Here is a 26,633-nt window from a genome sequence, read left to right on the forward strand (position 1 = left end):
AGATCGACGATGAGCGTTTCGGCTGCCACGGCGACCCTCTTCCGCCCGGCATTTCGCATGCCCGTCGGCGAATCGCACCGAACCCAGGGAGTGCGCCGGGATCACGTCAACGGCGTGTCCGGCCCCGAGACTTCCAAAAGTGCTGCTCAGGCGCGGAACGCCCCCAGGCGCCCCTCCAGCTGCCCCAGCAACTCCCCGAGCAGCGAGGCGAGTTCACCCTGCTTCTCGCCGTCCAGCACGGACAGTACGGCGGTCTCGTACGCGAGCTGCTCGGGCAGGATCCCGTCGACGAGCTCGCGGCCCCGCTCGGTGAGGCGGAGGTGGGCGACCCGGCGGTCGCGGGTGTCGACGCGGCGCTCGACCAGGCCGCGCTCGGTGAGCTGCTTGAGGCGCTTGGTGACGGCCGCGCCGGAGGAGAAGGTCTCGCGGGCCAGCTCGCCGGGGGTCAGTTCATGCCCGGTGCGGCGCAGCGCGCCGAGCAGGTCGAACTCGGGGCGGCTGAGGCCCGCCCGGCGCAGCGGGGCGTCCTCGGCCTGCTGGAGGAGGGCGGCGGAGCGGTTGATGCGGCCGATGATCTCCATGGGGCCGGTGTCGAGGCCCGGGTGGACGTCCTGCCACTGCCGGACGACCGCCGCGACGGTGTCCGTCCGGTCCGACCGATCCGATCGATCCGTCCGATTCGTCCGAGCGGTGCTTTCCCTGCTGGCCCGAGCCGTCATGGCCGTACATCCTCCGTCGTCGCACCGGTCCGCCGTCGTGTCGTCGCGGCGAGCGTACGGTGTCCCGTCTGCTCGGCGAGCACGACCCGCTCCCGGGGCAGGGCGCGCTGCCACCACTCACCCGACGCGGCGTCCACGGTCGCACGCAGTTCGACGAGGGCGGCGGCCAGGGTGCGGCGGGCGGTGTCCAGGGCGGCGGGGGCGGGGTGCGGTTCGGCCAGGAGGCGGGCGGTGCGTTCGCGGGCGCGGTCGACGGCGGTCAGGGCGAGCTCGATACGGTCCCCGGCGCGCCGGTTGGTGACGGCGATCGCGGCGACGAAGCCGACGAGGGCGCCCACGACGGTGTCCACGACCCGTTCGGTGATCAGCCGGCCCGGCTCCTGGAAGCCGGTGAACTCCGTGATGAGCAGCGCCATCGGAGTCACACAGACGCTGCCGAGCCAGTAGTTGCGGCTGATCAGCGCCTCGGCCCCGAAGTTGAAGGCGAGGCAGACCAGGACGAGGGCGGCCGGGCCGAGGTGGGCGAGCGGGACGACGGCGGCGAAGAGGAGGACACCGGCGAGGTTGCCGACGACGCGCTGGACGCCGCGGCTCCAGGTGAGGGTGAGGTTGGCCTGGTAGAGGGAGGCGGCGGTGACCAGGGCCCAGTAGGGGCGGCCGACTCCGAGGGCCAGGGAGGCGTATCCGGCGAGGGCACAGCCCAGGGCGGTGCGTGCGGCGAGCGGGGTCAGGGGGCCGAGGCGGTGCCACAGCGGGGCGGTCGTGGGGCCGAGTTCGGCGTCGATGCCGAGCGGGTCGTCCCTGTCCTCGGTGCGCGGGACCGGTCCGTTGCCGCGCAGGTCGCGCGCCCAGGTGCGCAGACGGTGCGGATCGGTGTCGGCGGGGGCGGCGAGGGCGACCTCGGCGCGTACGACGAGGCGGTCGAGGGCGCGGCGGGGCTCGGTGCGGGCTCCGGCGGAGAGCAGGGTCTGCCGGGCGGCCTGGACCGCGGCGGCCGCGGCTGCCCTGGCGCGGGGGTCGCCGGGGTTCTCCGCGTACCCGGCGGTGGCGCGCAGGGCGTGGGCGGTGGCCCGGCGCTCCGGGCCGTGCGGGCGGATCAGACCGGGTGCCATGCCGATCAGCCAGGCCCAGGCGCCCGCGGCGGCGGCCAGCGCCAGATGGCCGGGGACCTGGGCGAGGGTCTGCGGGGAGAAGAGGGCGGCGGAGGTGATGAAGGTGAAGATCACGTTGCCGGGCGGCCCGATACGGGTCGCGTCACACAGCGCCTTCTGCGCCGCGGCCAGGAGGGCGCCGACGGTGACCAGGGCGACGGCACTGCTCGTGAGGGAGGCGGCGACCAGGGCGACGGCGAGGCCGGCGACCATGCCGAGCACGACCCTGGCCAGGGTGCGGGCCCGGGCGGCGTAGGGGCGGTGGTGGGCGTAGAGGGCGCACAGGGAGCCGGCCATCGTGTACATCGCGAGGTCGAGGCGGCCCAGCGCCAGCAGGGTCAGGTTGGGTGGCGCGACCGCGACGACGACGCTCAGGGCGGGCTTGAACCAGATGTCCGAGGGCCGGCCGAGGCGCAGGACGCCGGCCAGCGGGAGTCGTGGGGTCGCGCTGCTCATGGTCATGAGATTAGCATGTGTTTTACCCGTAAAAGATATTCCGGGGCTCTCCGGTGACCTGCTGTGCTCCGTCGAATGCTCCCCGTGTACACCCTTGCGCCCGCGTGCGCGCCACGGTGGCAGGGCATCGCATCCCTGACCGACCGTCGAGCGGGGAGGTGCGTGTGCACGGACCGGCTTCGCCCGGCTGGCTGCTGGTGGCACTGTGCGCGGCGACCGGGGCCTACTGTCTGCTGCGGATGCGCAGCGATGTCGAGGAGCAGCGCCGCGCGGCGGGCGGCGAGGCCCTCATGGGCTTCGGGATGGCCGCGATGGCCGTACCGGCCGCGGTGTTCACGCCTCCGTCGTGGGCCTGGTCGGCCTATGCGGTCGTGTTCGGCGCGGCCGCCGTCCGGGCCCTGTGGGCGGCACGGACGAGCGCCCACCATCTGCACCATCTCGTGGGGGCCTCGGCCATGGTCTACATGGCGGCCGTGATGGCCGTCTCCCCCGGGCATCACACGGGTTCCGGGGTCCCCGCGGTGACGGGGGTGCTGCTGCTCTACTTCATGGGGTACGTGCTGCTCTCCGGGGTCCGGCTGGTGCCCGCCACGGCCGGGCGCGGAGCCGTCGGCTGGGGCGACCGGCCGGAACTGGCGCGGGCGTGCCGACTGTCGATGGGGATGGCGATGGTCGCGATGCTGGCGACGCTCTGAACTCGTCCGTGTCCTGCGTCACTTTGCCGCGGCGGCCCGTACCCCTGGACGGCACGGCGCTCATAGGGTGCTCCCATGATGGTCCCCGCGGCACTGTTGCTGCTCGGCGCCCTGACCGCCGTCGTCGCCCCTCGGCTGCTCGCCCGGGCGGACTGGGTGGACCGTGAACCGGTGGTCGCGCTGTGGATGTGGCAGTGCGCCGTGGCGGCCGTACTCCTGTGCTGCGCCCTGTCGATGACGCTCAGCGCGGCGGCCGCCTGGCAGGCGGTACGGGGCCATGTCTTCGCCCCGGCACCGAGCGGGGTCGCGGAGGCGTACGCCCCGGGCACGGGCGGCACCTGGGCGGCCACGACCGCGGTGACGCTGGCGCTGGCCGGCGTGTGGAGCGCGGCGATGCTGGTCCGTGAGGTCGTACGGGCGCGGGCGCGCCGTCGGCGGCGCAGGGCCGAACTCCTCGTACGGGCCCCGCTGTTGCCCGGCGAGGAGCGTGGCGCGGGCCGTCTGACGGTGCTGGAGGGCGAGCGGCCGGACGCCTGGTGGCTGCCCGGGGCCGCGCCCCAACTGGTCATCACCACCGCCGCGTTGCGCCGTCTGAAGGGCCGGCAGCTGGATGCCCTGCTGGCCCACGAGGAGGGGCACGCGAAGGCCCGGCACGACTGGCTGCTGCACTGCTCCGCCGCGCTCGCGGGCGGGTTCCCGCAGGTCCCGGTGTTCGCCGCGTTCCGCGCCGAGATGCACCGGCTCGTCGAACTCGCCGCCGACGACATGGCGTCGCGCCGCTTCGGGCGGCTGACGACCGCGCTCGCGCTGGTGGAACTCAACGAGGACCGCGGTGTGTTCGGTCCCTGTCCGGCCCCGCACGGCCATGTCCCGCCCCGTGTGCACCGGCTGCTCACTCCCCCGGACCGGCTCACGGCGGCACGCCGGCTGCGGCTGACGGCCATGGCGGCGCTGGTGCCGGTGGTTCCGGTCCTGGTGGCATTCGTGCCGGGGTTGCGGGCACTGGGATAGCAAGCCGGGTCGCAATCCGGCACCCGTCCCACCGATCGTCCCACCGATCGCCCTACGACAGGAATTCGCCTCTTGCCCCATCGGTCGGAGAGGATCGCGGTATGCACTCGCCGCCCATCGACGCCCCGCCCCGCCCGCCGGTCCACCGCACCCTGGCCCGATCGGCCGGTGTCCTGGCCCTGTGCTCGGTCCTGCTGCTGACACTGGTCGCGGTCCGGTGGAGCCCGCTGGTGAGCCTCGACGACGACATCGCGAGCACCACCCACCGCTGGGCGGTCGACGAGGACGGGGTGACCCACGCGTTCCGGATCCTCACGGACTGGGTCTGGGACCCGTGGACCATGCGGCTGCTGTGCGCGGTGGTCGTGGTGTGGCTGGTGTGGCGGCACTCGGCCTGGTGGACGGCCGCATGGCTGGCGGTCACCTGCGCGCTGGGGACGGTGATCCAGCAGTTCCTCAAGACCGCCGTCGACCGCCCCCGCCCGGTCTGGCCCGACCCCGTCGACTCGGCGCACTTCGCGGCCTTCCCCTCCGGCCACGCCATGACCGCCACGGTGGTCTGCGGCCTCCTCCTCTGGCTCCTCCACCACCACGGCGCCGCCCGCCCCGTCTTCCACGCGGCTGTGGCCGTCTCCGTCGTCTCCGTCCTCGGCGTCGGCCTCACCCGCATCTGGCTCGGCGTCCACTGGGTCTCGGACGTCGTGGGCGGCTGGCTGCTGGGCGCGCTGGTGGTGGCCGTCGCGGTGCTCGTGCACACGCGGATCTTCCCGTCGTCTGGAACGCCGGCTCGTAGGATCACCGCATGATCGCTGTGCTGTTCGACTTCTCCGGGACCCTCTTCCGTATCGAGTCCACCGAGTCCTGGCTGCGCGGAGCGCTCGCCGAGGCCGGGATCGAGCTCCCCGACACCGAGATCGCCGGGACGGCGAAGGCGCTGGAGGCGGCGGGGGCGCTGCCCGGCGGGGCGAGTCCGGTCCGGCTGCCGGAGGAACTGGCCGGGGTGTGGGAGATACGGGACGAGAGCGCCGAGCTGCACCGGGCGGCGTACACGGGGCTCTCGCGACAGGTGCCCCTGCCCGACCCGGGCCTGCACGACCTGCTCTACGACCGGCACAAGTCCCCGGCGGCCTGGCAGCCCTACCCCGACGCCGCCGAGGTGCTCGGCACGCTGCGCGAGCGCGGGATCGGGGTGGGGATCGTCAGCAACATCGGGTGGGACCTGCGGCCGGTGTTCCGGGAGCACGGGCTCGACCAGTACGTCGGCGCGTACGTCCTGTCGTACGAGCACGGTGTCCAGAAGCCGGATCCGCGGCTGTTCGCGGTGGCCTGCGAGGGGCTCGGGGCCGATCCGCGCCGGACGCTGATGGTCGGTGACGACCGGCGGGCGGACGGTGGTGCGGTCGCGCTCGGCTGCGGGGTGCACTTCGTGGAACATCTGCCGGCGGCGGAGCGGCCGGACGGACTGCTTCCGGTGCTGGATCTGCTGGACGGGTCCCGGGCGGGCAGCGCCGGTAAGTAGCCTGAGGCCACCACTGGGGCGGAAAGACCGCCCACCCTGGACGATCCCCCGCGTCGCCCAGGGCAGACGGCAGCCCCGACCAGCCGTTTCTTCGGCCGGACCGGACGCGCTGAGTATAGTTGGCTGATAGCCAGTCAACGCAGGAGTTACAGCATGTCCCCGCGCAGCGCCTCGGTCAACGAAGAATTGCGGCGGCGTTCCCGGGAGCGGCTTCTGCAGGCGGCCGTCGAGCTGGTCTCCGAGCGCGGGTACGAGTCCACGACCCTCGGCGACATCGCGGATCGGGCGGGCTCGGCGCGCGGACTGGTGTCGTACTACTTCCCCGGCAAGCGCCAGCTCGTGCAGTCCGCCGTGCACCGGCTGATGAACCGCACGCTGGAGGAGGCGCTGGAGCGCGAGCCGCACACCGAGGACGGCCGGGAGCGGATGGCGCGGGCCATAGACGCGATCCTGGGCCTGGCCCGGGAGCGGCCGGTGCTGATGCGCCAGCACATGGCGGGGCTGCTGCAGGCCGAGGGGTTCCTGCCGTGCCCGGAGCAGCGGCGCCTGGCCGAGCTGCTGCGTGACACCATGGGGCGCTACGGCTCGAAGGACGTCGACGCCGACTACCCGATGCTGCGCGCCCTGCTGATGGGCTCGGTCTACGCCGCCCTGGTGCCCGGCGTCCCGATGCCGATCCCGGTGCTGCGCACCGAACTGTTCGCGCGCTACCGGCTGGAGTGGGAACTGGGCGTCCCGCCGGACGCCGAGGAGGCGTCCGACGGGACGTGCGACACGGATCTGTCGCGGTTCTTCGCGACCGGGACCGTGCCGGAGGATCAGCCGAAGTAGTCCGGCTGCGTCTGGACGTTGAGCTCGTGCAGCCAGACCCACTTCGCCGGGTCCGTGCGCCGGTCCTTGATCTTCAGGACGTCGAAGCCCTTGGCCATGTCGTTCGAGTAGATGTAACCGTTGTAGTAGTACGCCGACCAGGAACCGCCGACCCTGAGCGTGTCGGTGGTCAGCGGGCCGCGCTCGAAGTAGGCGATCTCCTTGGGGTTCGAGGAGTTGGTGAAGTCCCAGACGGAGACGCCGCCCTGGTACCAGGCCTGGACCATGATGTCCTTGCCCTTGACCGGGATCAGCGAGCCGTTGTGGGCCACGCAGTTCTCGGTGTCGGCCTGGTGGCGCGGAATCTTGAAGTAGCTGCGGAAGACGAGCTTGCGGTTGTCGCCCTTGCCGACGATGTCGTAGATGCCGTCGGCGCCGCGGTTCGGGCCGATCGCCTCGTTGCAGGTGGCGCCACCGCCGCCGCCCAGCTCATCGGTGAAGATGACCTTGTTGGCCTTCTGGTTGAAGGTCGCCGAGTGCCAGAACGCGAAGTTGACGTTGTCCTGGACCTGGTCGATGACCTTCGGGTGCTCCGGGTCCTTGATGGAAAACAGGATGCCGTCGCCCATGCAGGCGCCGGCGGCCAGGTCCTTCGAGGGCAGCACCGTGATGTCGTGGCAGCCGGTGGTCTTGGAGACACCCGGGTTGGTGGGCGCACCGGGGTTGCCGCCGCCGTCCGGCCCCTCACCGGGGAACAGCACCGGGAAGCCCACGACCGCCGCCTTCTCGGGCGCGTTGCGCGGCACCTTGATGACGGAGATGCCGTCGTGCGGCGGCTGGCAGTCGGGGTACGTGGCGTTCGGCGAGTACGAGGAGACGTAGATGTAGACGTTCTTGCGCTGCGGCACCAGCGTGTGGGTGTGCGAACCGCAGGCCGTCTCCACGGCGGCGACGTACTTCGGGTTCGCCTTGTCGCTGATGTCGAAGACCTTCATGCCCTCCCAGGAGGACTTCTCGGTCGCCGGCTGCGTGGTGCTGTTGCAACTGTTGTCGGTGCGCGAGGAGTCCGTCGACAGGAAGAGCAGGTTGCCCGAGACGGAGATGTCGTTCTGCGAGCCCGGGCAGAGCACCTGCGCGACCGTCTTCGGCGCCTTCGGGTTGCTGATGTCGAAGATGCGGAAGCCGTCGTAGTTGCCGGCGAAGGCGTACTTGCCCTGGAAGGCCAGGTCCGAATTGGTGCCTGGCAGCACGTCCTTGGGGATGTTCGTGACGTGCTCGATGTTGTCGGAGTGGACGATCTCGTCCTGGCCGGGTATCTCGCCGTCGGCCATCGCGGCCCCGACCTCGGCCTCGGCGCTCTTCGAAACCTCCTTGTCAGCGACCGGAGCGTCCCCGGGGTCGGGGGTCGCGGCCGCCGGTCCTGCCGTCAGCAGCGCGGCCAGGAGTCCGGCCGCAGCCGTGGCAACTCCCAGGCGTCTGTGCCGCGTTCGGGGATTCCTCAACAGGATCACTGCTTCCTCCCTAGTTCCGTTCACCTCGGAACGGTGCACGCACCACCGAAGTATGGTCTTGACCATGCTCATATCAACAGGGGGCAACAAGATCGCAATGAAGTTTTTTGCTCAGTAGGCGACAGAAGCGTGCTAGGACAGTCACGGCACCCACAAGGCGCCCCTCATCCCCCACAGGGGAATCCCCAGCCACAGGAGGTCGTTGTGCTCTTTCGCCGTGCATCCCTCGCCGCGGTGACGCTCACCGCCGTCGCGGTGCTGGGACTTGGGGCGTGCGACTCCGGCTCGGACGCGAAACCGGCCGCGAGCGGACCGTCGGTGATCGTGCCCGGCGCCCCCGGCGAGGCGAACCGGACGCTCTCCGCCGAGGAGGCCGCGGACCAGCGCTCGGAGGACGACTCCCCCAACTCGGCGGACGTGTCGTATGCACAGTTGATGATCCAGCACCATCAGCAGGCCCTGGAGATGACCGAACTCGTCCCGGACCGGGCCCGGTCCACGCAGGTGAAGAAGCTCGCCGACCGGATCGCGGCGGCGCAGGGGCCTGAAATCACCGCGATGCAGAGCTGGTTGAAGTCCTACGGCAAGGCCGAGAAGCCCGCGGGCGGCGGACACGACCACGCCTCGATGCCCGGGATGGCCACCGAGGCGCAGATGGAGAAGTTGCGGGCGGTGAAGGGCGAGGAGTTCGACCGGCTCTTCCTCACCCTGATGATCACCCATCACGAGGGGGCGATCACCATGGCCACGGATGTGAAGGGGCAGGGCAACAACATCCGCGTCGAGGAGATGGCCGACGACGTGGTAGCTCAGCAGACGAGCGAGATCTCACGCATGCGGGACATGCTGTGACGGCACCGGCCTCCGCAGGCCGGCCTGCCCCGACGGCCTTGCTCAGCGGCGAGCGTGACGCGGCGTCAGGAAACCCGCGTCACGCGCCTGTGCGATCATCCTGAGCGACTTGCGGCGGCTGTGCCCGGTCGCGCACATCACCGCGAGCACCGGGTCGACGCCGTCCTCCTGAGCCGCGCGGTACTCCTGGGCGACGAGCCAGCGCCCCTCGGCACCGCGCGGCCAGGCGGGCCGGGCGCGCCGGGGTCCGGCGGGCTCCCCCTCGCCCTCCTCCTCGTCCGGCAGCGGCCCGAAGCCGCACGCCTCGAAGAGCGGGCCCTCGATCCAGTCGGCGAGCGCCGCGAGGTCGTCCAGACAGAGCGCGGGCTGGGACCGCACGTCCTCGATCGAGACATGCCCGTCGGCCACCACCGCGAGCGCGTCGACCCGGGCCCCGTCGGTGAACGCCAGCCGGACGTGGCACCACGAGGTCGCGCCGTCGTCCTCCTGCACTTCCCACGCGGGCCACACGGACACCGCACCGTCCGTCGGGCAACGATCGGAAAGATTAAGAAACGATGCTTCTAGCACACACGCAACGTAACCGCATGATCACTTTCCATACCAACGGACACGCATCCCCGGTCGTGTACAGCACCCTGTCAGCGCAGCAGCGACGGTGCGATGCTGGAGACATCAGCGATCTCCTCTGATCCCCTCGGGTAAGGAGCACCGCCGTGCTTCGTGTCGCCGTCGTCGGCTCCGGGCCGAGCGGGTGCTACACCGCCCAGAGCCTCGTCCAGCTGGACCCCACGGCCCGCGTCGATGTCCTGGACCGGCTGCCGTGCCCGTACGGTCTGGTGCGCTACGGGGTGGCGCCGGACCACGAGAAGATCAAGTCCCTGCAGAACAACCTGCGCACGGTGCTGGAGCACGAGCGGGTGCGCTTCCTCGGCGGCGTCCGGGTCGGCGCGGGCGGAGTGCCGGCCGCGCGGCTGCTGGGGCTCTACCACGCGGTCGTGTACTGCGTGGGCGCCGCCACGGACCGCCATCTGGGCGTGCCCGGTGAGGACCTCCCCGGGAGCTGGTCGGCGACCGAGTTCGTGTCCTGGTACAGCGCCCACCCCGACGCCGTCGACGACGGTTTCGTACGGGGTGCCCGCTCGGCCGTGGTCATCGGCGTGGGGAACGTCGCCGTCGACGTGGCCCGGATGCTGGCCCGGGGCGCCGCGGAACTCAGCCCCACCGACATGCCCCAGGCGGCGCTCAGCGCACTGGCCGCGAGCCAGGTGGCCGAGGTCCACATGGTGGGCCGGCGGGGCCCGTCCCAGGCCCGCTTCACCACGAAGGAACTGCGCGAGCTGGGCGGCCTGCCGGATGTCGAAGTGACGGTGGATCCGGAGGAGTTGGCGCTCGACCCGGCGTACCTCGATCCTTCCGGGCTGCCCGCGCCGCAGCGCCGCAACGTGGAGGTGCTGCGGAGCTGGGCCACGGCTCCCCGGCGGTCCGCCGCACGCCGGATCCGGCTGCGGTTCTTCCTTCGCCCCGTCGAACTGCTCGCCGAGGCGGGGCGGGTGGGCGCGGTGCGTTTCGAGCGGACGGTGCCGGACGGGCTCGGCGGGGTGGCGGGGACGGGGCGGTACGAGGACATCCCGGCCGAGCTGGTGCTGCGTTCGGTGGGCTATCGCGGGGTGCCGCTGGAGGGCCTGCCGTTCGACCCGGCGACCGCTACGGTGCCGCATCTGGCGGGGCGCGTGCTGCGCGAGGGGGCCGTCGCGCCGGGTGAGTACGTGGCGGGCTGGATCAAGCGGGGCCCGACGGGTGTCATCGGCACGAACCGGCCGTGCGCGAAGGAGACGGCGACGTCGTTGACCGAGGACGCCGGGATGCTCGTACGCAAACAGCTGCCCGGCGATCCGCTGGCGGTGCTGCGCGCGGAGGGGGTCCGGCCGGTGGAGTGGGCGGGCTGGTGCGCGATCGAGCGTGCGGAGGCGGCGCTCGGCGCGTCACTGGGCAGGGGTGTCGTGAAGCTCCCGGACTGGGAGTCGCTCATGAGCGCCGCGCACGGCGGCGACTAGGAAACCGAGCGGCAACGCTCCAGAAATCAACAATCTGTTCAAGGGACCTACGGTCTCGCTCATGACGACTACCGCACCCGTGCATCCCGTGGACGAAGTCCCACCGGTACGACAACTGGCCGCTTTCGGCCTCCAACACGTCCTCGCGATGTACGCCGGCGCCGTGGCCGTGCCCCTCATCGTCGGCAGCGCCATGAAACTGTCGCCCGCCGACCTGGCGTACCTGATCACCGCCGACCTCCTGGTGTGCGGCATAGCGACGCTCATCCAGTGCATCGGCTTCTGGCGCTTCGGTGTGCGACTGCCGATCATGCAGGGCTGTACGTTCGCCGCCGTGTCGCCCATGGTGCTGATCGGCACGACCGGCGGCGGGCTGCCGGCCATCTACGGTTCGGTGATCGTCGCGGGGCTCGCGATCGTGCTCCTGGCGCCCGTGTTCGGAAGGCTTCTGCGCTTCTTCCCGCCCCTCGTCACCGGCACCGTGATCCTGATCATCGGCCTCTCCCTGCTGCCGGTCGCGGGCAACTGGGCGGCGGGCGGGGTCGGTTCACCGGAGTTCGGCGAACCGAAGAACCTCGCGCTCGCCGGCTTCGTACTGCTCGTCGTGCTGGGTGTGCAGCGCTTCGCTCCGGGCTTCCTGAGCCGGATCGCGGTGCTGACCGGCATCGTGGTGGGGCTCGCGGTGGCGGTGCCGTTCGGATTCACGGACTTCGACGGGATCGGGGACGCGGACTGGCTCGGGATCAGCACCCCGTTCCACTTCGGCGCGCCGACCTTCGAGTTCTCCGCGATCGTCTCGATGCTGGTCGTGGCGCTGGTGACGATGACCGAGACGACCGGTGACCTGATCGCGGTCGGGGAGATGACGGACCGCAAGGTCGAGCCGCGCTCGCTCGCGGACGGTCTGCGCGCCGACGGGCTGTCGACCGTGCTCGGCGGGGTCTTCAACACCTTCCCGTACACGGCGTACGCGCAGAACGTCGGCCTCGTCGGGATGACCAGGGTGCGCAGCCGCTGGGTCGTGGCCACGGCGGGCGGCATTCTCGTGCTGCTCGGGCTGCTGCCCAAGCTGGGCGCGATCGTGGCCGCCATTCCGGCGCCGGTGCTCGGCGGTGCGGGGCTGGTGATGTTCGGGACGGTCGCGGCGAGCGGTCTGAGGACCCTCGCGCAGGTCGACTTCAAGGGCAACAACAACCTGACGGTGGTGGCCGTCTCGGTGGCGATGGGCATGCTGCCGGTCGGGGTGCCGACGATCTACGAGAAGTTCCCGGACTGGTTCCAGACGGTGATGAACAGCGGCATCAGCGCGGGCTGTCTGACCGCGATCGTGCTGAACCTGCTCTTCAACCACCTGCCCGCGAAGGCCGGTTCAGCCGAGGCCGGACCCGAGGCGGGCGGCCTGGCGGGCGGCGGCGTCGAGGAGGGCGTCGACAAGTCCCGGGAAGAGGCCGTCTAGGTCGTCCCGGCGCAGGCCGTTCATCTTGGCGGTGCCCCGGTAGACCTGCTGGATCACCCCGGCCTCGCGCAGCACCCGGAAGTGGTGGGTGGTCGTCGACTTGGTGACCGGCAGGTCGAAGTGCGAACAGGAGAGCTCGTCGCTGGCGGCGGCGAGCTCTCGCGCGATCTGCAGACGCATCGGGTCCGACAGCGCGTGCAGGACGCTTTCCAGCCGGATCTCCTCGCGCGACGGGTGCGGGAGGTCGCGGGTACTGACGGCGGGGGAGGTCACGGCCGCTCCACTTCGTCGGGGGAATCCATCGGGGGATGCCCGGTGCGCTCCGGGAGACCTCATTGTACGAGACCTATCGTAGTTTGACACTCGCCGTACTACGATGCCTATCGTACGAGTCGACCACCGGTCCCGTGACGAATGGAGCCCGCCGTGAGCGCCGCACTCTTCGAGCCCTTCACCTTGCGTGAACTGACGATCCCCAACCGGGTGTGGATGCCGCCGATGTGCCAGTACTCCGCGGCGCACGAGGGCCCGCTGACCGGCGCCCCCGCCGACTGGCACTTCGCTCACTACGCGGCCCGCGCGGCCGGTGGCACGGGTCTGGTCATCGTCGAGGCGACCGGCGTCAGCCCCGAGGGCCGCATCTCCCCCTACGACCTCGGCATCTGGAACGACACCCAGGTCGAGGCGTTCCGGCGGATCACACGCTTCCTGGTCTCGCAGGGCACGGTGCCGGGCATCCAGCTCGCCCACGCCGGCCGCAAGGCGTCGACCGACCAGCCCTGGAAGGGCGGCAGGCCGCTCGCCGCGGACGCGCTCGGATGGCAGCCGCTGGGTCCGAGCCCGATCGCCTTCGACGCCGACCACCCGGTGCCGACGGAGCTCACGGTCAATCAGATCCGGGAGATCGTCGGCCAGTTCACCGACGCGGCCCGCCGCGCCCTCGCCGCCGGTTTCGAAGTCGCCGAGATCCACGGGGCACACGGCTACCTGATCAGCAACTTCCTCTCCCCGCACAGCAACCGGCGCACCGACGAGTACGGCGGCTCGTACGAGAACCGCACCCGTTTCGCCCTGGAGGTCGTGGACGCCGTACGGGCGGTGTGGCCCGACGACAAGCCGCTGTTCTTCCGGATCTCGGCCACCGACTGGCTGGACGAGGGCGGCTGGACGGCCGACGACACGGTCCGTTTCGCCGCCGACCTCCAGGCCCACGGCATCGACCTCCTGGACGTCTCCACCGGCGGCAACGCCTCCGGCGTCCGCATCCCCACCGGCCCCGGCTACCAGGTGCCCTTCGCCGCCCGGGTGAAGGCCGAAACCGCCCTGCCGGTGGCGGCGGTCGGCATGATCACCGAGCCCGAGCAGGCCGAGAAGATCCTGGTCAACGGCGAGGCCGACGCCGTGCTCCTGGGCCGTGAGCTGCTCCGCGACCCGTCGTGGGCCCGGCATGCGGCGCGTGAGCTGGGCGGGGACGTGCATGTGCCCGCCCAGTACCACCGGTCAGTCTGAGACACGCCGTGCGACCGCCCGCACCGCGCGTTCCACCGTCTGCTCCAGCTGGGGCACGGCTCGCTGGCTCAGCACCGCCAGCGTGATCGCCGCGGCGACGCCGGTCCAGGCGACCGGGCCCAGCGGGGTGCAGCCGAAGAGGTGGCTGGCGCCCGGTGTCTGGACCAGGACGACGAGGGCGGCGGCGGAGCCGAGCGCGGTGACGCGGACCAGAGGGCTGTCCCGGCGGTCGGCGAGGGTCTGGGCGAGCTGGGTGCCGACCACCCCGCACAGGGCCATCGTCGTGGAGCGGCGGGCCGTGCCCGGGGTGAAGCGGCCGATCAGCCAGGCCGTGGTCGCGCCCAGGGAGGTGGTCAGGGCGCGGTGGCGGATCTTTCGGATCAGCGGCGCTCCGAGGGGGGCGATGCCTTCACCCGCGGTCTCCTCCTCCGTGCCGTCCTCCTGCTGAGGCGTCACCGCCACCGCCATCGCCGGGAACAGGTCGGTGAAGAGGTTCACCAGGAGCATCTGGCGGGTGGACAGGGGCGCCGAGCCCGACAGGAGGGTGCCGAGGATGCCGAAGCCGACCTCGCCGGCGTTGCCGCCGATGAGGATGGCGATGGCGTCGGCGACGCTCCTCCACAGGGCGCGGCCCTCGCGGACCGCCTCGATCAGGACCGTCAGATCGTCGTCGGTGAGGACGAGGTCGGCGGCGTTGCGGGCGGCCGCCGAGCCGCGGGCGTTGATGCCCACGCCGATGTCGGCGGCGCGGATGGCCGCGGCGTCGTTGGCGCCGTCGCCGACCATCCCGACGACCCGGCCGGCATCCCGCAGTGCCTCGACGACCTGGAGTTTCTGCTCGGGCGCGACGCGGGCGACGACTCCGGCGTCGCGGAGCATCCGGGAGCGCACGGACCGGTCGGCGGCGGCGAGTTCGTCGCCGGTGACCACGCCCATGTCCTCGGGCCAGCCCAGTTCGGCGGCGATGGCGCGCGCGGTCTGCGGATGGTCGCCGGTCAGCACGACGGGGCGTACGCCCGCCTCGCGCAGCCCTCGGACAAGGGCCTGCGAGGTGTCGCGCGGGGCGTCCGCGAGCCCCAGCAGACCGGCGAACTCCAGTCCTTTCAGGGGCTGTTCGAGGATGTCCTGCGAGGTCTTGGGCAGCGGGCGGCGGGCGACCGCGAGGACGCGCAGTCCGTCCCGGGCGAGGGACTGGGCGGTGCCGGACGCGTCGGGCGGGAGGCCCTCGCAGGCGGGGAGCACGGTCTCGGGGGCGCCCTTGACCACGAGGTGCGGGGTGCCGTCGGCGGCCCGGCCGACGGCGGCGGCGTAGCCGCGGGCGGCCTCGAAGGGCAGCGCCTCGGTCTGGGTCCACTCGGGGTCGGGACCCGCGGCCCTCAACACGGCCTCGTCGGTGGCGTGTTGCGGCCGTTCCCCGTCGCCGTTGAGGTGGGGGCACGCCCGCGCGGCGGCCCGCAGGGTGGCCGCGGCCTGCTGGTCGTGCGGTGCGCACACCGTGCCGTCGGCGGCGGTAACCCGCACCAGGCGCAGCCGATTCTCGGTGAGGGTGCCGGTCTTGTCGAAGCAGATGGTGTCCATGCGGCCCAGCGCCTCCAGGGTGCGCGGGGCACGGACGAGAACGCCGCGCCGGCTCAGCCTGCGGGCCGCGGCGAGCTGCGCGACGGTCGCCACCAGCGGCAGCCCCTCGGGGACGGCGGCCACGGCCACCGCCACTCCGCCGCTGACCGCCTGCCGGATCGGTGTGCCGCGCAGCAGGGACAGTCCGGTCACGACGGCACCGCCCGCGAGGGTCAACGGCAGTGCCTTGCGGGTGAGTTCCTGGAGCCGGGCCTGCACTCCGGCCGCCGGTGGCGTACGGGCGGCGAGGGCCACCGCCCTGGCCGCCTCGGTGCGGTCACCGGTGTCCACGACGACGGCCCGGGCCCGCCCGGCGACGACGGTCGTGCCCTCGAAGACCATGCAGCGCCGGTCCGCGACGGGGGCGCGCGGGGTCGCGGCGGTGCCCTTGCCGACGGGCAGAGACTCCCCCGTCAGCGCGGACTCGTCCACCTCAAGACCGTCCTCCCACAGCAGCCGGGCGTCGGCCGGTACGACGTCGTCCGTCTGCAGTTCGATCACCTCGCCGGGGACCAGCTTGGCGGCGTCCACGATGCGCGGTTCGTCCGGCCGGTCCTCGGCCGTGACGCGTGCCTTCTGCTTCTGCTCGGCGAGCAGACCCGCGAGCGCCCGTTCCGCCCGCAGCCGTTGGAAGCCGCCGACCAGTGCGTTGAGGTCGAGGGCACCGACGACGAGCAGGGCGTCCATGACCGAGCCGAGGATCGCCGAGGCGGCCGAGCCGACCGCGAGGACCGGGGTGAGGGGGTCGTCGAGTTCGCCGCGCACGGCCCGTGCGAGCTGGAGCGTCCAGCGCAGCGGGGCGAGGACGGGCTGCCCGCCGACGATGTGCACCGCCCTGCCGACCTGGGCGGTCGTCTGCTCGACCACGCCGGGTTCCGGTCCCGGTTCGGCGGCGAGGCGCTCCGCGACGTCCCCGGCTTTCAGCTCGTGCCAGGCGACGCGCGGCCGGGGGTGCGGGGCGGGCGCGGCGACGACCCGGACCGCCGCGTCGACGCCGGTCAGCAGGGCGGCCGCGGCGCTCACGTCGACCGGTGCGTGGCGCAGGCCGGGCCAGGGACTGCCGCCCGACCGGCGGGACTCGCCCACGGCGACGAGCAGTCCCGACAGGGCGGCGCCGGACCGGGCCAGGGTCTGGGAGCGGCGGCCGACGGCGCGGGCCCGCGGCACGGCGGTGAGGAGCCGCCACACGTCGGGCAGTCCGTGCAGCGCGAGCACGTCCGCGCCCCAGACGACCGCGGCGTCGCCGTCCGTGACGGCGACCGCGACATCGCCCGCGAGCAGCCCGGACAGTTCGTCCGGGTCGCCGGGCGCCTGCGGTCGTACGACGGTGACCACCACGCCCCCGTCGTCGCGCAGTTCACGGACGACGTCGGCCAACGGCCGGTCCGCGGGCACCAGTCGGTCGGCGAGGCCGGTGAACTCGGCGAGCGCCGGATCATCGGCCGTGACGACCCGCAGTCCGGCCCGCCGTGCCGCGTCCAGCACGGACTCGGCCCAGGGATCCGCTCGCCCGCCCGGGGCACGCAGCGCGCCGGGGTGCAGGACGATCGTGTCGGCCATCTCCAGCTGCCGCAGCCGCTCGGGGTCGCGGACCAGGACGCCGGTCAGGGACAGGGCCGTGGCGAAGGTCGTGTGAAAGGCCCCGGGGCCGTAGCGCGCGGCCTTCGGGGAACCGGCGAGCACCGCTTCCGCCGCCTCGGCACCGTCGTGCTTGACGAGCAGAGCCGCGGCGGCGCCCAGGACGCTGCCGGCGGAGGCGTGGTCGGCGTACTCCTGGGCCGGGGTGGTCCGCAGGGGCGGGCGCGGGCAGTGGTCCGGGGCGACGCTGGTCCCGCCGGGTACGCACACCCGGTCGTGCACCGCGTCGAAGGCGGCGGTACGGGCCACCGTCTCCGCCAGCTGGCAGGCGCGCAGCACTCCGTCGAGCACCAGGGAGGTCGGGGTGCGGCCCGCTCCGTGGGCGACCGCGTTGGCGACGGCCAGCACCAGGTCCCGGCGGGAGCGGCCGAGGCGGGCGCGCAGCCAGGCCCGGGTGCGCGGGTTCTCGCGCACGAGCGTGACGGCCGCGGTGACGGCCCGCGGTGTGGGCGGCAGCCGGAGCGCGTATCCGACGAGGGCTGTGGCGATGCCCGCGCCGTCGGCCGCGAGCGCCTCGGCGGCGGCGCGTATCCCGGCCGGGTCGGCCGGGTGCGGGAACTCCTCCACCGGGTCGTCCGTCCGTACGAGCCCGTGCCGTCCGGCGAGTTCGGTCGCCTTGTCGAGGACGTGGTCGCTCAGCGCGTCCTCGGCCGCGGCCACGACGAGCCGCCGCAGTCCGCCGTCCCAGTACGCCAGGGCGACGTCGGGCCGCTCGGCCAGTGCCGCCGCGACCCGGCGCGCCGCGTGTCCGGTACCGCCCTCCCCGTCCGGCGCGGCGAACCGCAGCGGAAGGTGGGCCCGCCTGCCGGACCGCCAGGGTCGCGGACCGCCGGGCAGCGCCCCACGGGCGGCCCGGCCCAGGCGTACGGCGGTGTCGGCGCCGCGTACCCCGGCGCGGGCCGTTCCGGCGGCGGCACCCGCGGCGATGCCCACGGCGGGGGCGACGCCGCGCGCGAGCAGCCGGGGTCCGGTGGCCGCGAGCCGGATCGCCGCGGCGGACGGCTGTGTCAGCAGGTGCAGAACCATCGCGCGCGCCTCAGCCGACGGAGCCGGCCGTGCCGCTCTTCGTGGTCGGACTCCCTTGCGCCGCCGCGGACTTGCTCCGGCCGGAGGCCGTCTGCCGGGTGCCGGTGCGCTTGCTGGCTCCGGTCCCCTTCCCGGCGGCCGCTTCGGTCGGCTGCACGGTCTCCTTGGTCTCCCCGGTGCCGGTGGCGTCGTGGTGCTCCTCGGGCCGCGGCTGGGTCAGCCAGGCGACCGCGGCGCCGGTGAGGGCGATCGGCCACTCCACGACACCGACGACGCCCAGCACGCCGGCGCCGGTGTACACCACCATGCGGCGACCGCGCGGGGACACCGCTCCCACCCTGTCCAGCGCCCCTTCGGCCGCCCTGCTGACCATCCCGGCTCCGGGCACCCTGCGCAGCCCGGAGGCCACGCTCCGGAGGGGCTCCGGGAGGGTCGTCGACGACGACTGCCGAGTCATCACTCGCCTCGATTCCTGTGCGATCCGTTCACGGACCAGCCGGGTTCCCCGCAAGGGTCGACGTCATCCCCGGGAAGTACGAGATCGAGGACTTCTCCTTCCGGAGGGTTGGGACCGATGCCTCCGTGGGCACGATGTGCCGAAAGGCCCTGGCGACGAGGCTGGTCGCACCAGGCATGAGGAGGGCGTCATGATCCGACAGACCCGCATCCGCGTCACCCGCCGGCCCGCCACGCCTCGCGACGACACGATCGACCGCAGGACGCCCTCGGGACGGGTGCTGCCCTACTGAGCCCGGCGAAGGGCGGCCGGAGGGAGACCTCCGGCCGCCCTCGGCATGTCAACCGGCCGTGCAGGCCGTCCTGTTGAGCGTGAAGGCGCCCGGCGCCGCGCTGTTCCCGGCGTGGGTGGCCTGGTAGCCGATGCTGACGCTCGCGTTGGGGGCGAGGGTCGCGTTGTACGAGGTGTTCGTGGCCGTCACCGTGCCGGAGCTCGGCGTGTAGGTGGCGTTCCAGCCGCTGGTGATGGTCTGGCCGCCGGGCAGGGTGAAGCCGAGCTGCCAGCCGTTGAGCGTGGTCGTGCCGGTGTTGGTGATCGTCACGGAGGCGGTCAGGCCGCTGCTCCAGGCGTTGGAGGTCACGGTCACCTTGCAGGGACCGGCCGGGGGTTGGGGCGCGGTGCCGCCGCCGTCGAGGCCGAAGAACGTGAGCACGCGGGCGCCCATCCCCGAGGCGTACACGTTGTGGCCGACGCCTTGAAGGCTGATCGCCTCCACCTGGGCCCGGTCACCGGTGCCGCCGTAGCGGGTGCGGGTCCAGCCGGACTGGGGCGAGTCGGTGGCGGCCGGGGTCTGGCTCACCCCCTGCACGTTCGTCCACTGCTTGATCTCCTCGCCGAAGTTGGGATAGCGCAGCGTGTCGTCCGCGGTGCCGTGCCACAGCTGCATCCGCGGGCGAGGGCCCGTGTAGCCGGGGTAGGCAGCGCGGGCGATGTCGCCCCATTGCTGCGCGGTGCGGGTGATCGTGCCCTGTGCGCAGGCGCTGTTCCACTCGGAGCCGTCGCTGGTGGCGAAGCAGCCGAACGGCACGCCGGCGAAGGCGGCGCCGGCGGCGAAGACGTCCGGGTAGTCGCCGAGCAGGACGTTGGTCATCATCGCGCCGGAGGAGATGCCGGTGGCGAAGACGCGGCTGGTGTCGGCGCTGTAGCGGCCGACCGTCCAGTCGACCATCGACTTGATGCCGACCGGGTCGCTGCCGCCGCCGCGCTTGAGGGCCTGTGGCGAGGAGACGTCGAAGCACTTGCTGGAGCGGGTGACGGACGGGTACACGACGATGAAGCCGTACTTGTCGGCGAGCGAGGCGTACTCGGTGCCGGAGTACATCGCCGGGCCGGAGCCGGTGCAGTAGTGGACGGCCACCAGGATCGCCGGATGCGCGGTGACGGTCTGGGGGACGTACAGGTACATCCGCAGGTTGCTGGGGTTCGTGCCGAAGTTGGTGACCTCGGTGAGGGTCGCGGTCGGGGCGGCCTCCTCGGCGGCGGAGGCCGGCGGCGCGGCAAGGAGTGCGGCGGCGAGCAACGCGACCAGTGTCGCGTGGAGTGCGGCGAGGAGCGCGCGCAGCGGTCTCCTCGCGAGGGTGCCGACGGTGGCGGACACGGTGGGGTCCCTTCGTGATGGCGGCTCGTGGGGGCATCGCTGAGGGGAGCACCAGGCATGGTGGCATGCACATGGCCGCCATGGAAGCGCTCCCACTGACGTCGTCACATATCGGGGAGTTTTGCGTGAGGCGTTGACTAGAAAGCGCTTGCCTCCTACGTTCCGTTCAGAGATGTGACCTGCCCTTGCGAGAAGCACCTCAGGTGGCAGCAGATCAAGCACATCTCGTTCTGAATGGCGTCCAGAATTCAGATACATGATCGACTCGACGGACAGAAGGAATCGGGACATGACTTCTGCAGCTCGGACGCGCGCCCGCACGCGCGCACTGACCGGCGCGACGGCCGCTCTCGGCTCAGCGCTTGGCATGATCATGACCACGGGGGCCACTCCGGCCGCCGCGGCCACCTGGCCGACGCCCACCAGCAGCCGGCCGGTGTCCGCCACCATCCCCGTCTCCGGCACGGTCGACGGCGGGATGAAGCGGTACTACGGCAGCGGGGACCTGGCCGGCGACGGCCAGGAGGAGGGCCAGGACCCGATCTTCAAGCTCGCGGCCGGCGCGACCCTGAAGAACGTCATCATCGGCGCGCCCGGCGCCGACGGCATCCACTGCGAGGGCAACTGCACCCTGCAGAACGTCTGGTGGGAGGACGTCGGCGAGGACGCCGCGACCTTCCGCGGCGGCTCCACGTACACCGTGACCGGAGGTGGCGCGAAGAAGGCGGCCGACAAGGTCTTCCAGCACAACGGCCCCGGCACGCTGAACATCTCCAACTTCGCAGTCGCCGAGTTCAAGACCCTGTACCGCTCCTGCGGCGACTGCTCCACGCAGTACACGCGCAAGGTGAACCTCAGCAACATCGAGGTCACCGGCACCGGGTCGACGGCGCGCCTGGTCGGCATCAACGTCAACCGCGGTGACGTGGCGACACTGCGGGGCATCACGATCCTGGGCGACTCCGGCCGCAAGGTCATCCCCTGCCAGAAGTACAACAACAACACCGCGGTCGGTACGGGCCCGGACGGCACCAACTGCCTGTACTCGGCCTCGGACATCACCTACCGGTAACCCGGCAGGCACTCCCCCCACGATGAAGGCGGCCGTACGAAGCATCCCCGCACCGCGCTTCGCACGGCCGCCGCATCATGCGCCCAGCTCCCGCCGGTAGTTCGCGTACGCGGCACGGAGGGCCTCCCCCGGCCAGTCGTCGGGCAGGAGCCCTTCGGGCAGGACCGGATCGGCGAGCAGGTGCCGCACGACCGCCGCGAACACGGTGAAGAGGTCGGCGGGGTGCTCCGCGCGTGCCGCGCGGGCGAGCAGGGCCCGGCCCGTGGCGGCCCAGACGTCGAGCGGCCAGAGGGCCGCGGCCAGCTCGGCCGCGGGACGGCCGGGGCGGGCGGTGCAGCGCTCGGCCACCTGCTCGAGGTCGTCCGGCAGCGGGCGGAGCAGGTTGGCGGGGCGCAGCCAGACGCCCTCGCGGAGTTCGGCCAGGCGCAGGGCGGTCAGCCGGGTGCGCAGGTCGGCCCGTTCGGCGGGGCCGCGGCCGGTCGCCGTGATCACGAGCATCTCCCAGTCGCCCTCCCACGCGCGCGTGCGGGGATGCACGGCGTCGTCCTGGCGCCGCTGGCGCTCCAGGAGACGGTCACTGAGGCGGTAGACGGTGTCCGCGCGCCGCAGATCGCCGGCCGCCACCATCCGGCTGAGCGCGGCCCGCGCGGTGGAGCCGCCGACACCGAAGGGCTCCACGCGGCGTACCAGTTCCTTCACCGGCAGCTCGGGGGGATGCACCCCCAGCAGCAGGCTCAGGACGACCGAGCGTGCGGAGAGCGGGCGCAGTTCCAGCTCGTCGGGCCGCGCCGTGATGTTCGTCCGCATGGTCACGTACTGTATGCCGTATTGCAGGATTGCTGCGATCGCAGCGATAGTGCAACACTCACTTCATGGACTCCACGCGCGCGACACATGACGTCACCAACCAGGCCCCGCCCCTGGCCCCGTACGACGCGGCCGAGGACGCGGCCCTGCTGGAGGGACTGCGCCGCGAGGGCGCCGGCTGGGCCGAGCCGGACGTACGGCGGCTCGGACGGCTGGCCGGGAGCGCGGAGGCCCAGGAGTGGGCCGAGCTCGCCAACCGCCATGAGCCGGAACTGCGCACGCACGACCGGTACGGGCACCGCGTCGACGAGGTCGATTTCCATCCGAGCTGGCACCACCTGATGCGCGTCGCGGTGGCCGAGGGACAGGCCGGTGCGCCCTGGGCCGACGGGCGGCCGGGCGCGCATGTCGCGCGGACCGCGGGCGGCCTGGCGTGGGGGCACACCGACGCCGGGCACGGCTGTCCGACCTCGATGACGTACGCCGCCGTCCCGGCCCTCAGGCACCAGCCGGAACTCGCCAAGCTCTACGAACCCCTGCTGACCTCACGGGAGTACGAGCCGGGGCTGCGGGTGCCCGCCGAGAAGCGGGGTCTGCTCGCGGGCATGGGGATGACCGAGAAGCAGGGCGGCTCCGACGTCCGGACGAACAGCACGACGGCCACGCCGACGGCCGAGCCGGGTGTGTACACGCTGCGCGGGCACAAGTGGTTCACGTCCGCGCCGATGTGCGACGTGTTCCTGGTGCTGGCGCAGGCCCCTCAGGGGCTGTCGTGCTTCCTGGTACCGCGCGTCCTGCCCGACGGCACCCGCAACACGTTCCGCATCCAGCGGCTGAAGGACAAACTCGGCAACCGGTCGAACGCCTCCTCCGAGCCCGAGTTCGACGGGACCGTGGCCTGGCTGGTCGGCCCCGAGGGACGGGGCGTCAAGACGATCATCGAGATGGTCAACTGCACGCGCCTGGACTGCGTGATGATGTCGGCCACGCTGATGCGCAGGACACTTGTCGAGGCGGGACATCACACCCGGCACCGCAGCGCGTTCGGCGCCCGGCTGGTCGACCAGCCGCTGATGCGCAACGTGCTCGCCGATCTCGCCCTGGAGTCCGAGGCCGCGACCACGCTCACCCTGCGGCTGGCCGGGGCCGCCGACCGGGCGGTGCGCGGGGACGAGGGCGAGCAGGCCTTCCGGCGCATCGCGACGGCCGTCGGCAAGTACTGGGTGACCAAGCGGGGCCCCGCCTTCACCGCGGAGGCCCTGGAGTGCCTGGGCGGAAACGGGTACGTGGAGGACTCCGGTATGCCCCGCCACTACCGCGAGGCTCCCCTGCTGTCGATCTGGGAGGGCTCCGGGAACGTCAACGCCCTCGATGTGCTGCGGGCGTTGGTGAAGGAACCCGGCACCGCGGACGCGCTCTTCGGCGAACTCGCCCTGGCGCAGGGGGCGGACGCCCGTCTGGACGCGGCCGTGAGCCGGCTGCGGCAACTACTGGACTCCGCGTCCGAGACGGGCGCCCGGCGCCTGGTGGAACAGATGGCGCTCGCCCTCCAGGCCTCCCTGCTGGTCCGGCACGCCCCGCCCGCGGTCGCCGACGCCTTCTGCGCGACCCGGCTCGGCGGCGACTGGGGGCACTCCTTCGGCACGCTTCCCGACACGGCGGACCTCGGCGCGATCCTGCGCCGCGCGCTGCCCGAGGAGAACTGACCGGCAGGCGCCCGAGTGTTGGCCGACAGTCGTCCCCCGATTCCGCTTGGTTGTCAGTGCCGTGGTGCAGACTCACGATCAGTAGGCACTTCGCATGGGGGAGGACGTCGTGTTCACGGGGATCGACGAGGTCGACTGGGCTTCGCTGCGGCATGCGTACGGCAGCGCGGCGGACGTTCCCGGCCTGCTCAGGGGGCTGGCCTCCACGGACGCCGCCGAGCGGGAGATCGCGCTCGACGGGATGTACGGGGCCGTGCATCACCAGGGGGACGTGTACGACTCGACGCTCGCCTGCGTGCCCTTCCTCTTAGCGATCGCCGGACGGGAGGAAGTGCCGGACCGGGGCGGGATAGTGGAGCTTCTCGTCAGCATCGGCGGGGACGGCGAAGGGGGCGCGGACGACGGGGACGGTGAGGACGGTGAAGCGTCTGCGGGCGGGGCGTACGCCATGGCGCGGGCGGCCGTGCGGGCGGGCACCGAGACCTTCGTACGGCTGACCGGGGACTCGGATGCCGGGGTGCGCGGGGCGGCCGTAGGGGCCGTCGTGCGGTTTCTCGATGAACCGGAGCGGGTGCTGGGGCTGTTGCGGCAGCGGATCACGGTGGAGCGGGACGACCGGGTGCTGCTCGCCCTGACCGAGGGTCTGGGGTTCTTCGCCGGCCGGCACCCAGGGCACGCGGCGGAGGCCGTGGACCTGCTGGTCGCCCAGAGCGCGCCGCCGTACGGGCCCGGGCTGCGGCTCGCCGCGCTCGGTCAGCTGGCGGTCCGTGCCCCTGACCGGCTCCCCGCGGACCTCGTCCCCACCGCCGTCGGGCTGCTCCGGGACCGCTCGTCGCAACGGCCTTCGGTGCGGTGCGCACCCGACCGGCCGGACACGGACACACTGGTCGGCCGGCTGCGGCGGCTGCGCCCCTCGGACGAGGAGGGGTCCCAGTTGCTGCGCACGCTGCACACCGCGCTCGGCGGCCGGGTGGCGGACCGGATCGCCCTGCTGAGCGGCCAGTTGAGCAGTCCGGACCCGACCGACCGGTGCAACGCCGTGTGGATGTCGATGGGGCTGTTCGGCGAGTGGCGCGGCGACCACAGCGGACCCGTCGCGCTCATCGGGGCCCAACTGGGCGCCGAGGAGGACCGGTTGCGCGATGCCGCGACGTCCGTGCTGGAGGGCCTGTTCGACCTGGCCGCACCGGCGGCCGACGACCTGCACGCGCTGGTGACGTCCCGTCCCGACCTGTGGGTGCGGCACTGGGAACACGGCGCGCCGACGCTGGGCGGACCGCTCAAGGCCCTGGCCAGGAGCGGGGATCCGCGGGCGGTGCCGGTACTGGGCGAGGTGCTGGCGGGGTCGGGCGTGCCGTACGACCTGGGCCGGGTGATCCCCCACCTCGGGCGGTCCGCCGCTGTGCTCGCGCCGGCGCTGCGGGACCGACTGGCGGATGTGCCTCTCGACTCACCGGACGCCTACGACCGGGCGGCGCCGCTGCTGGTGGCGCTCAGCGAGTTCGACGGCGAGGAGAGCGTGCCCGTGGTGCTGCGGCTGCTGCTCGGGGTGCGGGAAGGGGCCCCGCCGAGGGACCTGCTCCTCGTGGAGACCGCGCTGCGGACACTCGAGGTGTTCGGGGCGGCGGCGCGGGCGGCGGCGCCGGTCGTGCGGGATCTACTGGAAGGCGAGACCTCGGTCGCGGCGGCGGCCGCGCTGTGGGCGGCGGAGGAGGATGCCGAGGCCGTACTGCCTCTCCTGATACGGGAGTTGCGGGACGACGGCTCCCGTCGGCGCAGGGCTGCGGCCGATGTACTGGCCCGGATGGGCCCGGCCGCCGGGCCCGCGGCGGACGAGCTGCGACGGCTGACCGGGGAGCCGGACCTGTGGCAGCGAGTACCGGCGGCATGCGCACTGTGGCGGATCACAGGAGACGCGGAGCTCTCCCTTCCGGTGCTGCGCGACGCGTGGTCGGTGAATCCGCACATCCGCAGGACCATCGTGGCGTGCGTCGCGGCCGTGGGCCCTGCGGGGGCGGCACTCCATGACCTGCTCCGGACGGAAACGGCTGCGCGACGACGGCATACGGCGGGCTCCGGGGCGCACGGGAGCCATGACGTCTACTCCGACGAGCGGTTGCTGCGGGAGTGCGGGGAGGTGTTGGCGGGCGAGTAGGGGCGGTGGGGTTCCGGGGTGGGGGTGCTGGGGGCGGGGGTGCTGGGGTGTCGGTGGGTGCACGAGCCTCGCTTCTCGCGCCCTCCGCCGCGCCGCTCGCCCCGGCGGGTCACCATCACCCCCGTCCACCGTCTCCTCCCGGTCGCCCGCGCCGTCTCGGCCCGCCCGGCTCACCCCGTCGTCCGGCCCCACATGGGACCGAACCGGGCCCACTCCGCGTCCCATCGGTCGATCCGGCGGCGTTCCAGACGGCCGCGCAGCATACGGCCGGCCGTGAAGGGGACGAAGGCGGCGCTCAGGCCCGTCAGGGCGCCGATGAGCGAGGCTCGGAGGGCGGCCTGGGACTCGGTGGCCGGGCGGGTCACCAGGCGGCCTTCCGGGTCGGTCCAGATGGTGACCGGGGTACCGGCGACGCTGCCGGGGTCGACCCGGACCTGGCCGGTGCGGAAGGTGCCGTCCGCCGACTGCCAGGTCACCTTCGCCCAGACCTGGTCGCCGCTCGTCGGCCCGGACTGGCCCGATCTGCCGGGTGCCTTTTCGGTGAGGTGAGCCTCGACCTGCCGCCACTCGGCGCGTTCACGGGCGAGGCTGTGTTCGACCGAGCCGGTCGCCGCCAGGCCCGCGGCCACTCCGGCGAGGACGGTGAGCAGCCAGGCCCCGAGCACGACCCATGCCTCCACCTTGTCGGCGCGGCGCTTGAGCGGATTGCGCCGCCAGCGCCACAGCCACACCTTCGGACCTCGTAACGACAT

Annotated in this window: 22 protein-coding genes; 12 read left to right on the forward strand and 10 right to left on the reverse strand. The window is 72.7% G+C overall.

Features of this window, described 5'->3' with window-relative positions; translation table 11 throughout:
- Positions 1-146 precede the first annotated feature (146 nt).
- Positions 147-719, reverse strand: coding sequence for a MarR family transcriptional regulator (locus tag PH203_RS28465; RefSeq protein WP_289923406.1), 573 nt, complete (start codon positions 717-719; stop codon positions 147-149).
- Positions 716-2,326 carry an FUSC family protein gene (locus PH203_RS28470; RefSeq protein ID WP_289923408.1) on the reverse strand — a complete coding sequence of 537 codons (1,611 nt, stop codon included), beginning with the start codon at positions 2,324-2,326 and terminating at the stop codon, positions 716-718. Before PH203_RS28470 ends, PH203_RS28465 begins: the two co-directional genes overlap by 4 nt.
- Before the next feature lie 164 nt (positions 2,327-2,490).
- On the opposite strand from PH203_RS28470, the gene PH203_RS28475 reads away from it, so the two are divergent.
- The 5 genes from PH203_RS28475 (at position 2,491) to PH203_RS28495 (ending at position 6,382) form a co-directional block, all read left to right on the forward strand.
- The gene (locus PH203_RS28475) at positions 2,491-3,021 is read left to right on the forward strand and encodes a DUF5134 domain-containing protein (protein ID WP_289923409.1); all 531 of its coding nucleotides are present in this window, start codon (positions 2,491-2,493) and stop codon (positions 3,019-3,021) included.
- A gap of 75 nt (positions 3,022-3,096) precedes the next feature.
- Positions 3,097-4,032 carry a M56 family metallopeptidase gene (locus PH203_RS28480; protein WP_289923410.1) on the forward strand — a complete coding sequence of 312 codons (936 nt, stop codon included), beginning with the start codon at positions 3,097-3,099 and terminating at the stop codon, positions 4,030-4,032.
- Between the two features lie 101 nt (positions 4,033-4,133).
- Positions 4,134-4,838 (forward strand): phosphatase PAP2 family protein, encoded by a 705-nt coding sequence (locus PH203_RS28485; RefSeq protein ID WP_289923411.1) that lies wholly within the window; start codon positions 4,134-4,136, stop codon positions 4,836-4,838.
- Complete coding sequence (locus PH203_RS28490; RefSeq protein WP_289923413.1) at positions 4,835-5,551, forward strand: HAD-IA family hydrolase; 717 nt, start codon at positions 4,835-4,837, stop codon at positions 5,549-5,551. The genes PH203_RS28485 and PH203_RS28490 overlap by 4 nt, the downstream gene beginning before the upstream one ends.
- Positions 5,552-5,704: 153 nt before the next feature.
- On the forward strand, positions 5,705-6,382 hold the full coding sequence (locus PH203_RS28495) for a TetR/AcrR family transcriptional regulator (RefSeq protein ID WP_289923414.1): 678 nt from the start codon (positions 5,705-5,707) through the stop codon (positions 6,380-6,382).
- Here the strand turns inward: PH203_RS28495 and PH203_RS28500 are convergent.
- On the reverse strand, positions 6,370-7,872 hold the full coding sequence (locus PH203_RS28500; RefSeq protein WP_289923415.1) for a hypothetical protein: 1,503 nt from the start codon (positions 7,870-7,872) through the stop codon (positions 6,370-6,372). The genes PH203_RS28495 and PH203_RS28500 overlap by 13 nt on opposite strands.
- A 204-nt stretch (positions 7,873-8,076) precedes the next feature.
- Between PH203_RS28500 and PH203_RS28505 the strand changes: the two genes are divergently transcribed.
- Positions 8,077-8,724, forward strand: a complete 648-nt coding sequence (locus PH203_RS28505; RefSeq protein WP_289923416.1) for a DUF305 domain-containing protein — start codon at positions 8,077-8,079, stop codon at positions 8,722-8,724.
- Between the two features lie 42 nt (positions 8,725-8,766).
- Here PH203_RS28505 and PH203_RS28510 read toward each other — a convergent pair whose 3' ends face one another.
- A complete protein-coding gene (locus tag PH203_RS28510) occupies positions 8,767-9,240 on the reverse strand; it encodes a DUF6214 family protein (protein ID WP_289923417.1) in 474 nt (157 codons plus the stop codon).
- Between the two features lie 200 nt (positions 9,241-9,440).
- Here PH203_RS28510 and PH203_RS28515 point away from each other — a divergent pair, with 200 nt between their 5' ends.
- On the forward strand, positions 9,441-10,781 hold the full coding sequence (locus PH203_RS28515; RefSeq protein ID WP_289923418.1) for an FAD-dependent oxidoreductase: 1,341 nt from the start codon (positions 9,441-9,443) through the stop codon (positions 10,779-10,781).
- A gap of 61 nt (positions 10,782-10,842) precedes the next feature.
- Positions 10,843-12,237, forward strand: coding sequence for a nucleobase:cation symporter-2 family protein (locus tag PH203_RS28520; protein ID WP_289923419.1), 1,395 nt, complete (start codon positions 10,843-10,845; stop codon positions 12,235-12,237).
- On the opposite strand, the gene PH203_RS28525 is transcribed toward PH203_RS28520, so the two are convergent.
- Positions 12,151-12,510: a helix-turn-helix transcriptional regulator gene (locus tag PH203_RS28525; RefSeq protein ID WP_289923420.1), complete on the reverse strand. Its 360-nt coding sequence runs from the start codon at positions 12,508-12,510 to the stop codon at positions 12,151-12,153. The genes PH203_RS28520 and PH203_RS28525 overlap by 87 nt on opposite strands.
- 141 nt (positions 12,511-12,651) lie before the next feature.
- Here PH203_RS28525 and PH203_RS28530 point away from each other — a divergent pair, with 141 nt between their 5' ends.
- Positions 12,652-13,746: an NADH:flavin oxidoreductase/NADH oxidase gene (locus tag PH203_RS28530; RefSeq protein ID WP_289923422.1), complete on the forward strand. Its 1,095-nt coding sequence runs from the start codon at positions 12,652-12,654 to the stop codon at positions 13,744-13,746.
- On the opposite strand, the gene PH203_RS28535 is transcribed toward PH203_RS28530, so the two are convergent.
- The 3 genes from PH203_RS28535 to PH203_RS28545 form a co-directional block, all read right to left on the reverse strand.
- The gene (locus PH203_RS28535) at positions 13,738-18,027 is read right to left on the reverse strand and encodes a cation-translocating P-type ATPase (protein ID WP_289923424.1); all 4,290 of its coding nucleotides are present in this window, start codon (positions 18,025-18,027) and stop codon (positions 13,738-13,740) included. The genes PH203_RS28530 and PH203_RS28535 overlap by 9 nt on opposite strands.
- 10 nt (positions 18,028-18,037) lie before the next feature.
- Positions 18,038-18,484 (reverse strand): hypothetical protein, encoded by a 447-nt coding sequence (locus PH203_RS28540; protein WP_289923425.1) that lies wholly within the window; start codon positions 18,482-18,484, stop codon positions 18,038-18,040.
- A 340-nt stretch (positions 18,485-18,824) separates the two neighbouring features.
- A complete protein-coding gene (locus PH203_RS28545; RefSeq protein WP_289923426.1) occupies positions 18,825-20,141 on the reverse strand; it encodes a PHB depolymerase family esterase in 1,317 nt (438 codons plus the stop codon).
- A 289-nt stretch (positions 20,142-20,430) separates the two neighbouring features.
- On the opposite strand from PH203_RS28545, the gene PH203_RS28550 reads away from it, so the two are divergent.
- Positions 20,431-21,213: a pectate lyase gene (locus PH203_RS28550; RefSeq protein ID WP_289923427.1), complete on the forward strand. Its 783-nt coding sequence runs from the start codon at positions 20,431-20,433 to the stop codon at positions 21,211-21,213.
- Between the two features lie 75 nt (positions 21,214-21,288).
- On the opposite strand, the gene PH203_RS28555 is transcribed toward PH203_RS28550, so the two are convergent.
- Positions 21,289-22,020, reverse strand: a complete 732-nt coding sequence (locus PH203_RS28555; protein ID WP_289923428.1) for a PaaX family transcriptional regulator C-terminal domain-containing protein — start codon at positions 22,018-22,020, stop codon at positions 21,289-21,291.
- 65 nt (positions 22,021-22,085) lie between these two features.
- Between PH203_RS28555 and PH203_RS28560 the strand changes: the two genes are divergently transcribed.
- Together PH203_RS28560 and PH203_RS28565 are read left to right on the forward strand one after the other, a co-directional pair.
- A complete protein-coding gene (locus PH203_RS28560) occupies positions 22,086-23,726 on the forward strand; it encodes a DNA alkylation response protein (protein WP_289923429.1) in 1,641 nt (546 codons plus the stop codon).
- 109 nt (positions 23,727-23,835) lie between these two features.
- Positions 23,836-25,881 carry a HEAT repeat domain-containing protein gene (locus tag PH203_RS28565; protein ID WP_289923667.1) on the forward strand — a complete coding sequence of 682 codons (2,046 nt, stop codon included), beginning with the start codon at positions 23,836-23,838 and terminating at the stop codon, positions 25,879-25,881.
- Between the two features lie 170 nt (positions 25,882-26,051).
- Here the strand turns inward: PH203_RS28565 and PH203_RS28570 are convergent, their stop codons facing one another.
- On the reverse strand, positions 26,052-26,633 hold the full coding sequence (locus tag PH203_RS28570; RefSeq protein WP_289923431.1) for a hypothetical protein: 582 nt from the start codon (positions 26,631-26,633) through the stop codon (positions 26,052-26,054).

This window comes from Streptomyces sp. S.PB5 (genome assembly GCF_030403745.1).
In the GTDB taxonomy this organism is placed as follows: Bacteria; Actinomycetota; Actinomycetes; order Streptomycetales; family Streptomycetaceae; genus Streptomyces.

Coding starts and splice junctions, on each gene's coding strand:
- PH203_RS28465 (WP_289923406.1), bottom strand. CDS start 719: ATGACGGCTCGGGCCAGCAGGGAAAGCACCGCTCGGACGAATCGGACG.
- PH203_RS28470 (WP_289923408.1), bottom strand. CDS start 2,326: ATGAGCAGCGCGACCCCACGACTCCCGCTGGCCGGCGTCCTGCGCCTC.
- PH203_RS28480 (WP_289923410.1), top strand. CDS start 3,097: ATGATGGTCCCCGCGGCACTGTTGCTGCTCGGCGCCCTGACCGCCGTC.
- PH203_RS28485 (WP_289923411.1), top strand. CDS start 4,134: ATGCACTCGCCGCCCATCGACGCCCCGCCCCGCCCGCCGGTCCACCGC.
- PH203_RS28490 (WP_289923413.1), top strand. CDS start 4,835: ATGATCGCTGTGCTGTTCGACTTCTCCGGGACCCTCTTCCGTATCGAG.
- PH203_RS28495 (WP_289923414.1), top strand. CDS start 5,705: ATGTCCCCGCGCAGCGCCTCGGTCAACGAAGAATTGCGGCGGCGTTCC.
- PH203_RS28520 (WP_289923419.1), top strand. CDS start 10,843: ATGACGACTACCGCACCCGTGCATCCCGTGGACGAAGTCCCACCGGTA.
- PH203_RS28530 (WP_289923422.1), top strand. CDS start 12,652: ATGGAGCCCGCCGTGAGCGCCGCACTCTTCGAGCCCTTCACCTTGCGT.
- PH203_RS28535 (WP_289923424.1), bottom strand. CDS start 18,027: ATGGTTCTGCACCTGCTGACACAGCCGTCCGCCGCGGCGATCCGGCTC.
- PH203_RS28540 (WP_289923425.1), bottom strand. CDS start 18,484: ATGACTCGGCAGTCGTCGTCGACGACCCTCCCGGAGCCCCTCCGGAGC.
- PH203_RS28550 (WP_289923427.1), top strand. CDS start 20,431: ATGACTTCTGCAGCTCGGACGCGCGCCCGCACGCGCGCACTGACCGGC.
- PH203_RS28555 (WP_289923428.1), bottom strand. CDS start 22,020: ATGCGGACGAACATCACGGCGCGGCCCGACGAGCTGGAACTGCGCCCG.
- PH203_RS28560 (WP_289923429.1), top strand. CDS start 22,086: ATGGACTCCACGCGCGCGACACATGACGTCACCAACCAGGCCCCGCCC.
- PH203_RS28570 (WP_289923431.1), bottom strand. CDS start 26,633: ATGTCGTTACGAGGTCCGAAGGTGTGGCTGTGGCGCTGGCGGCGCAAT.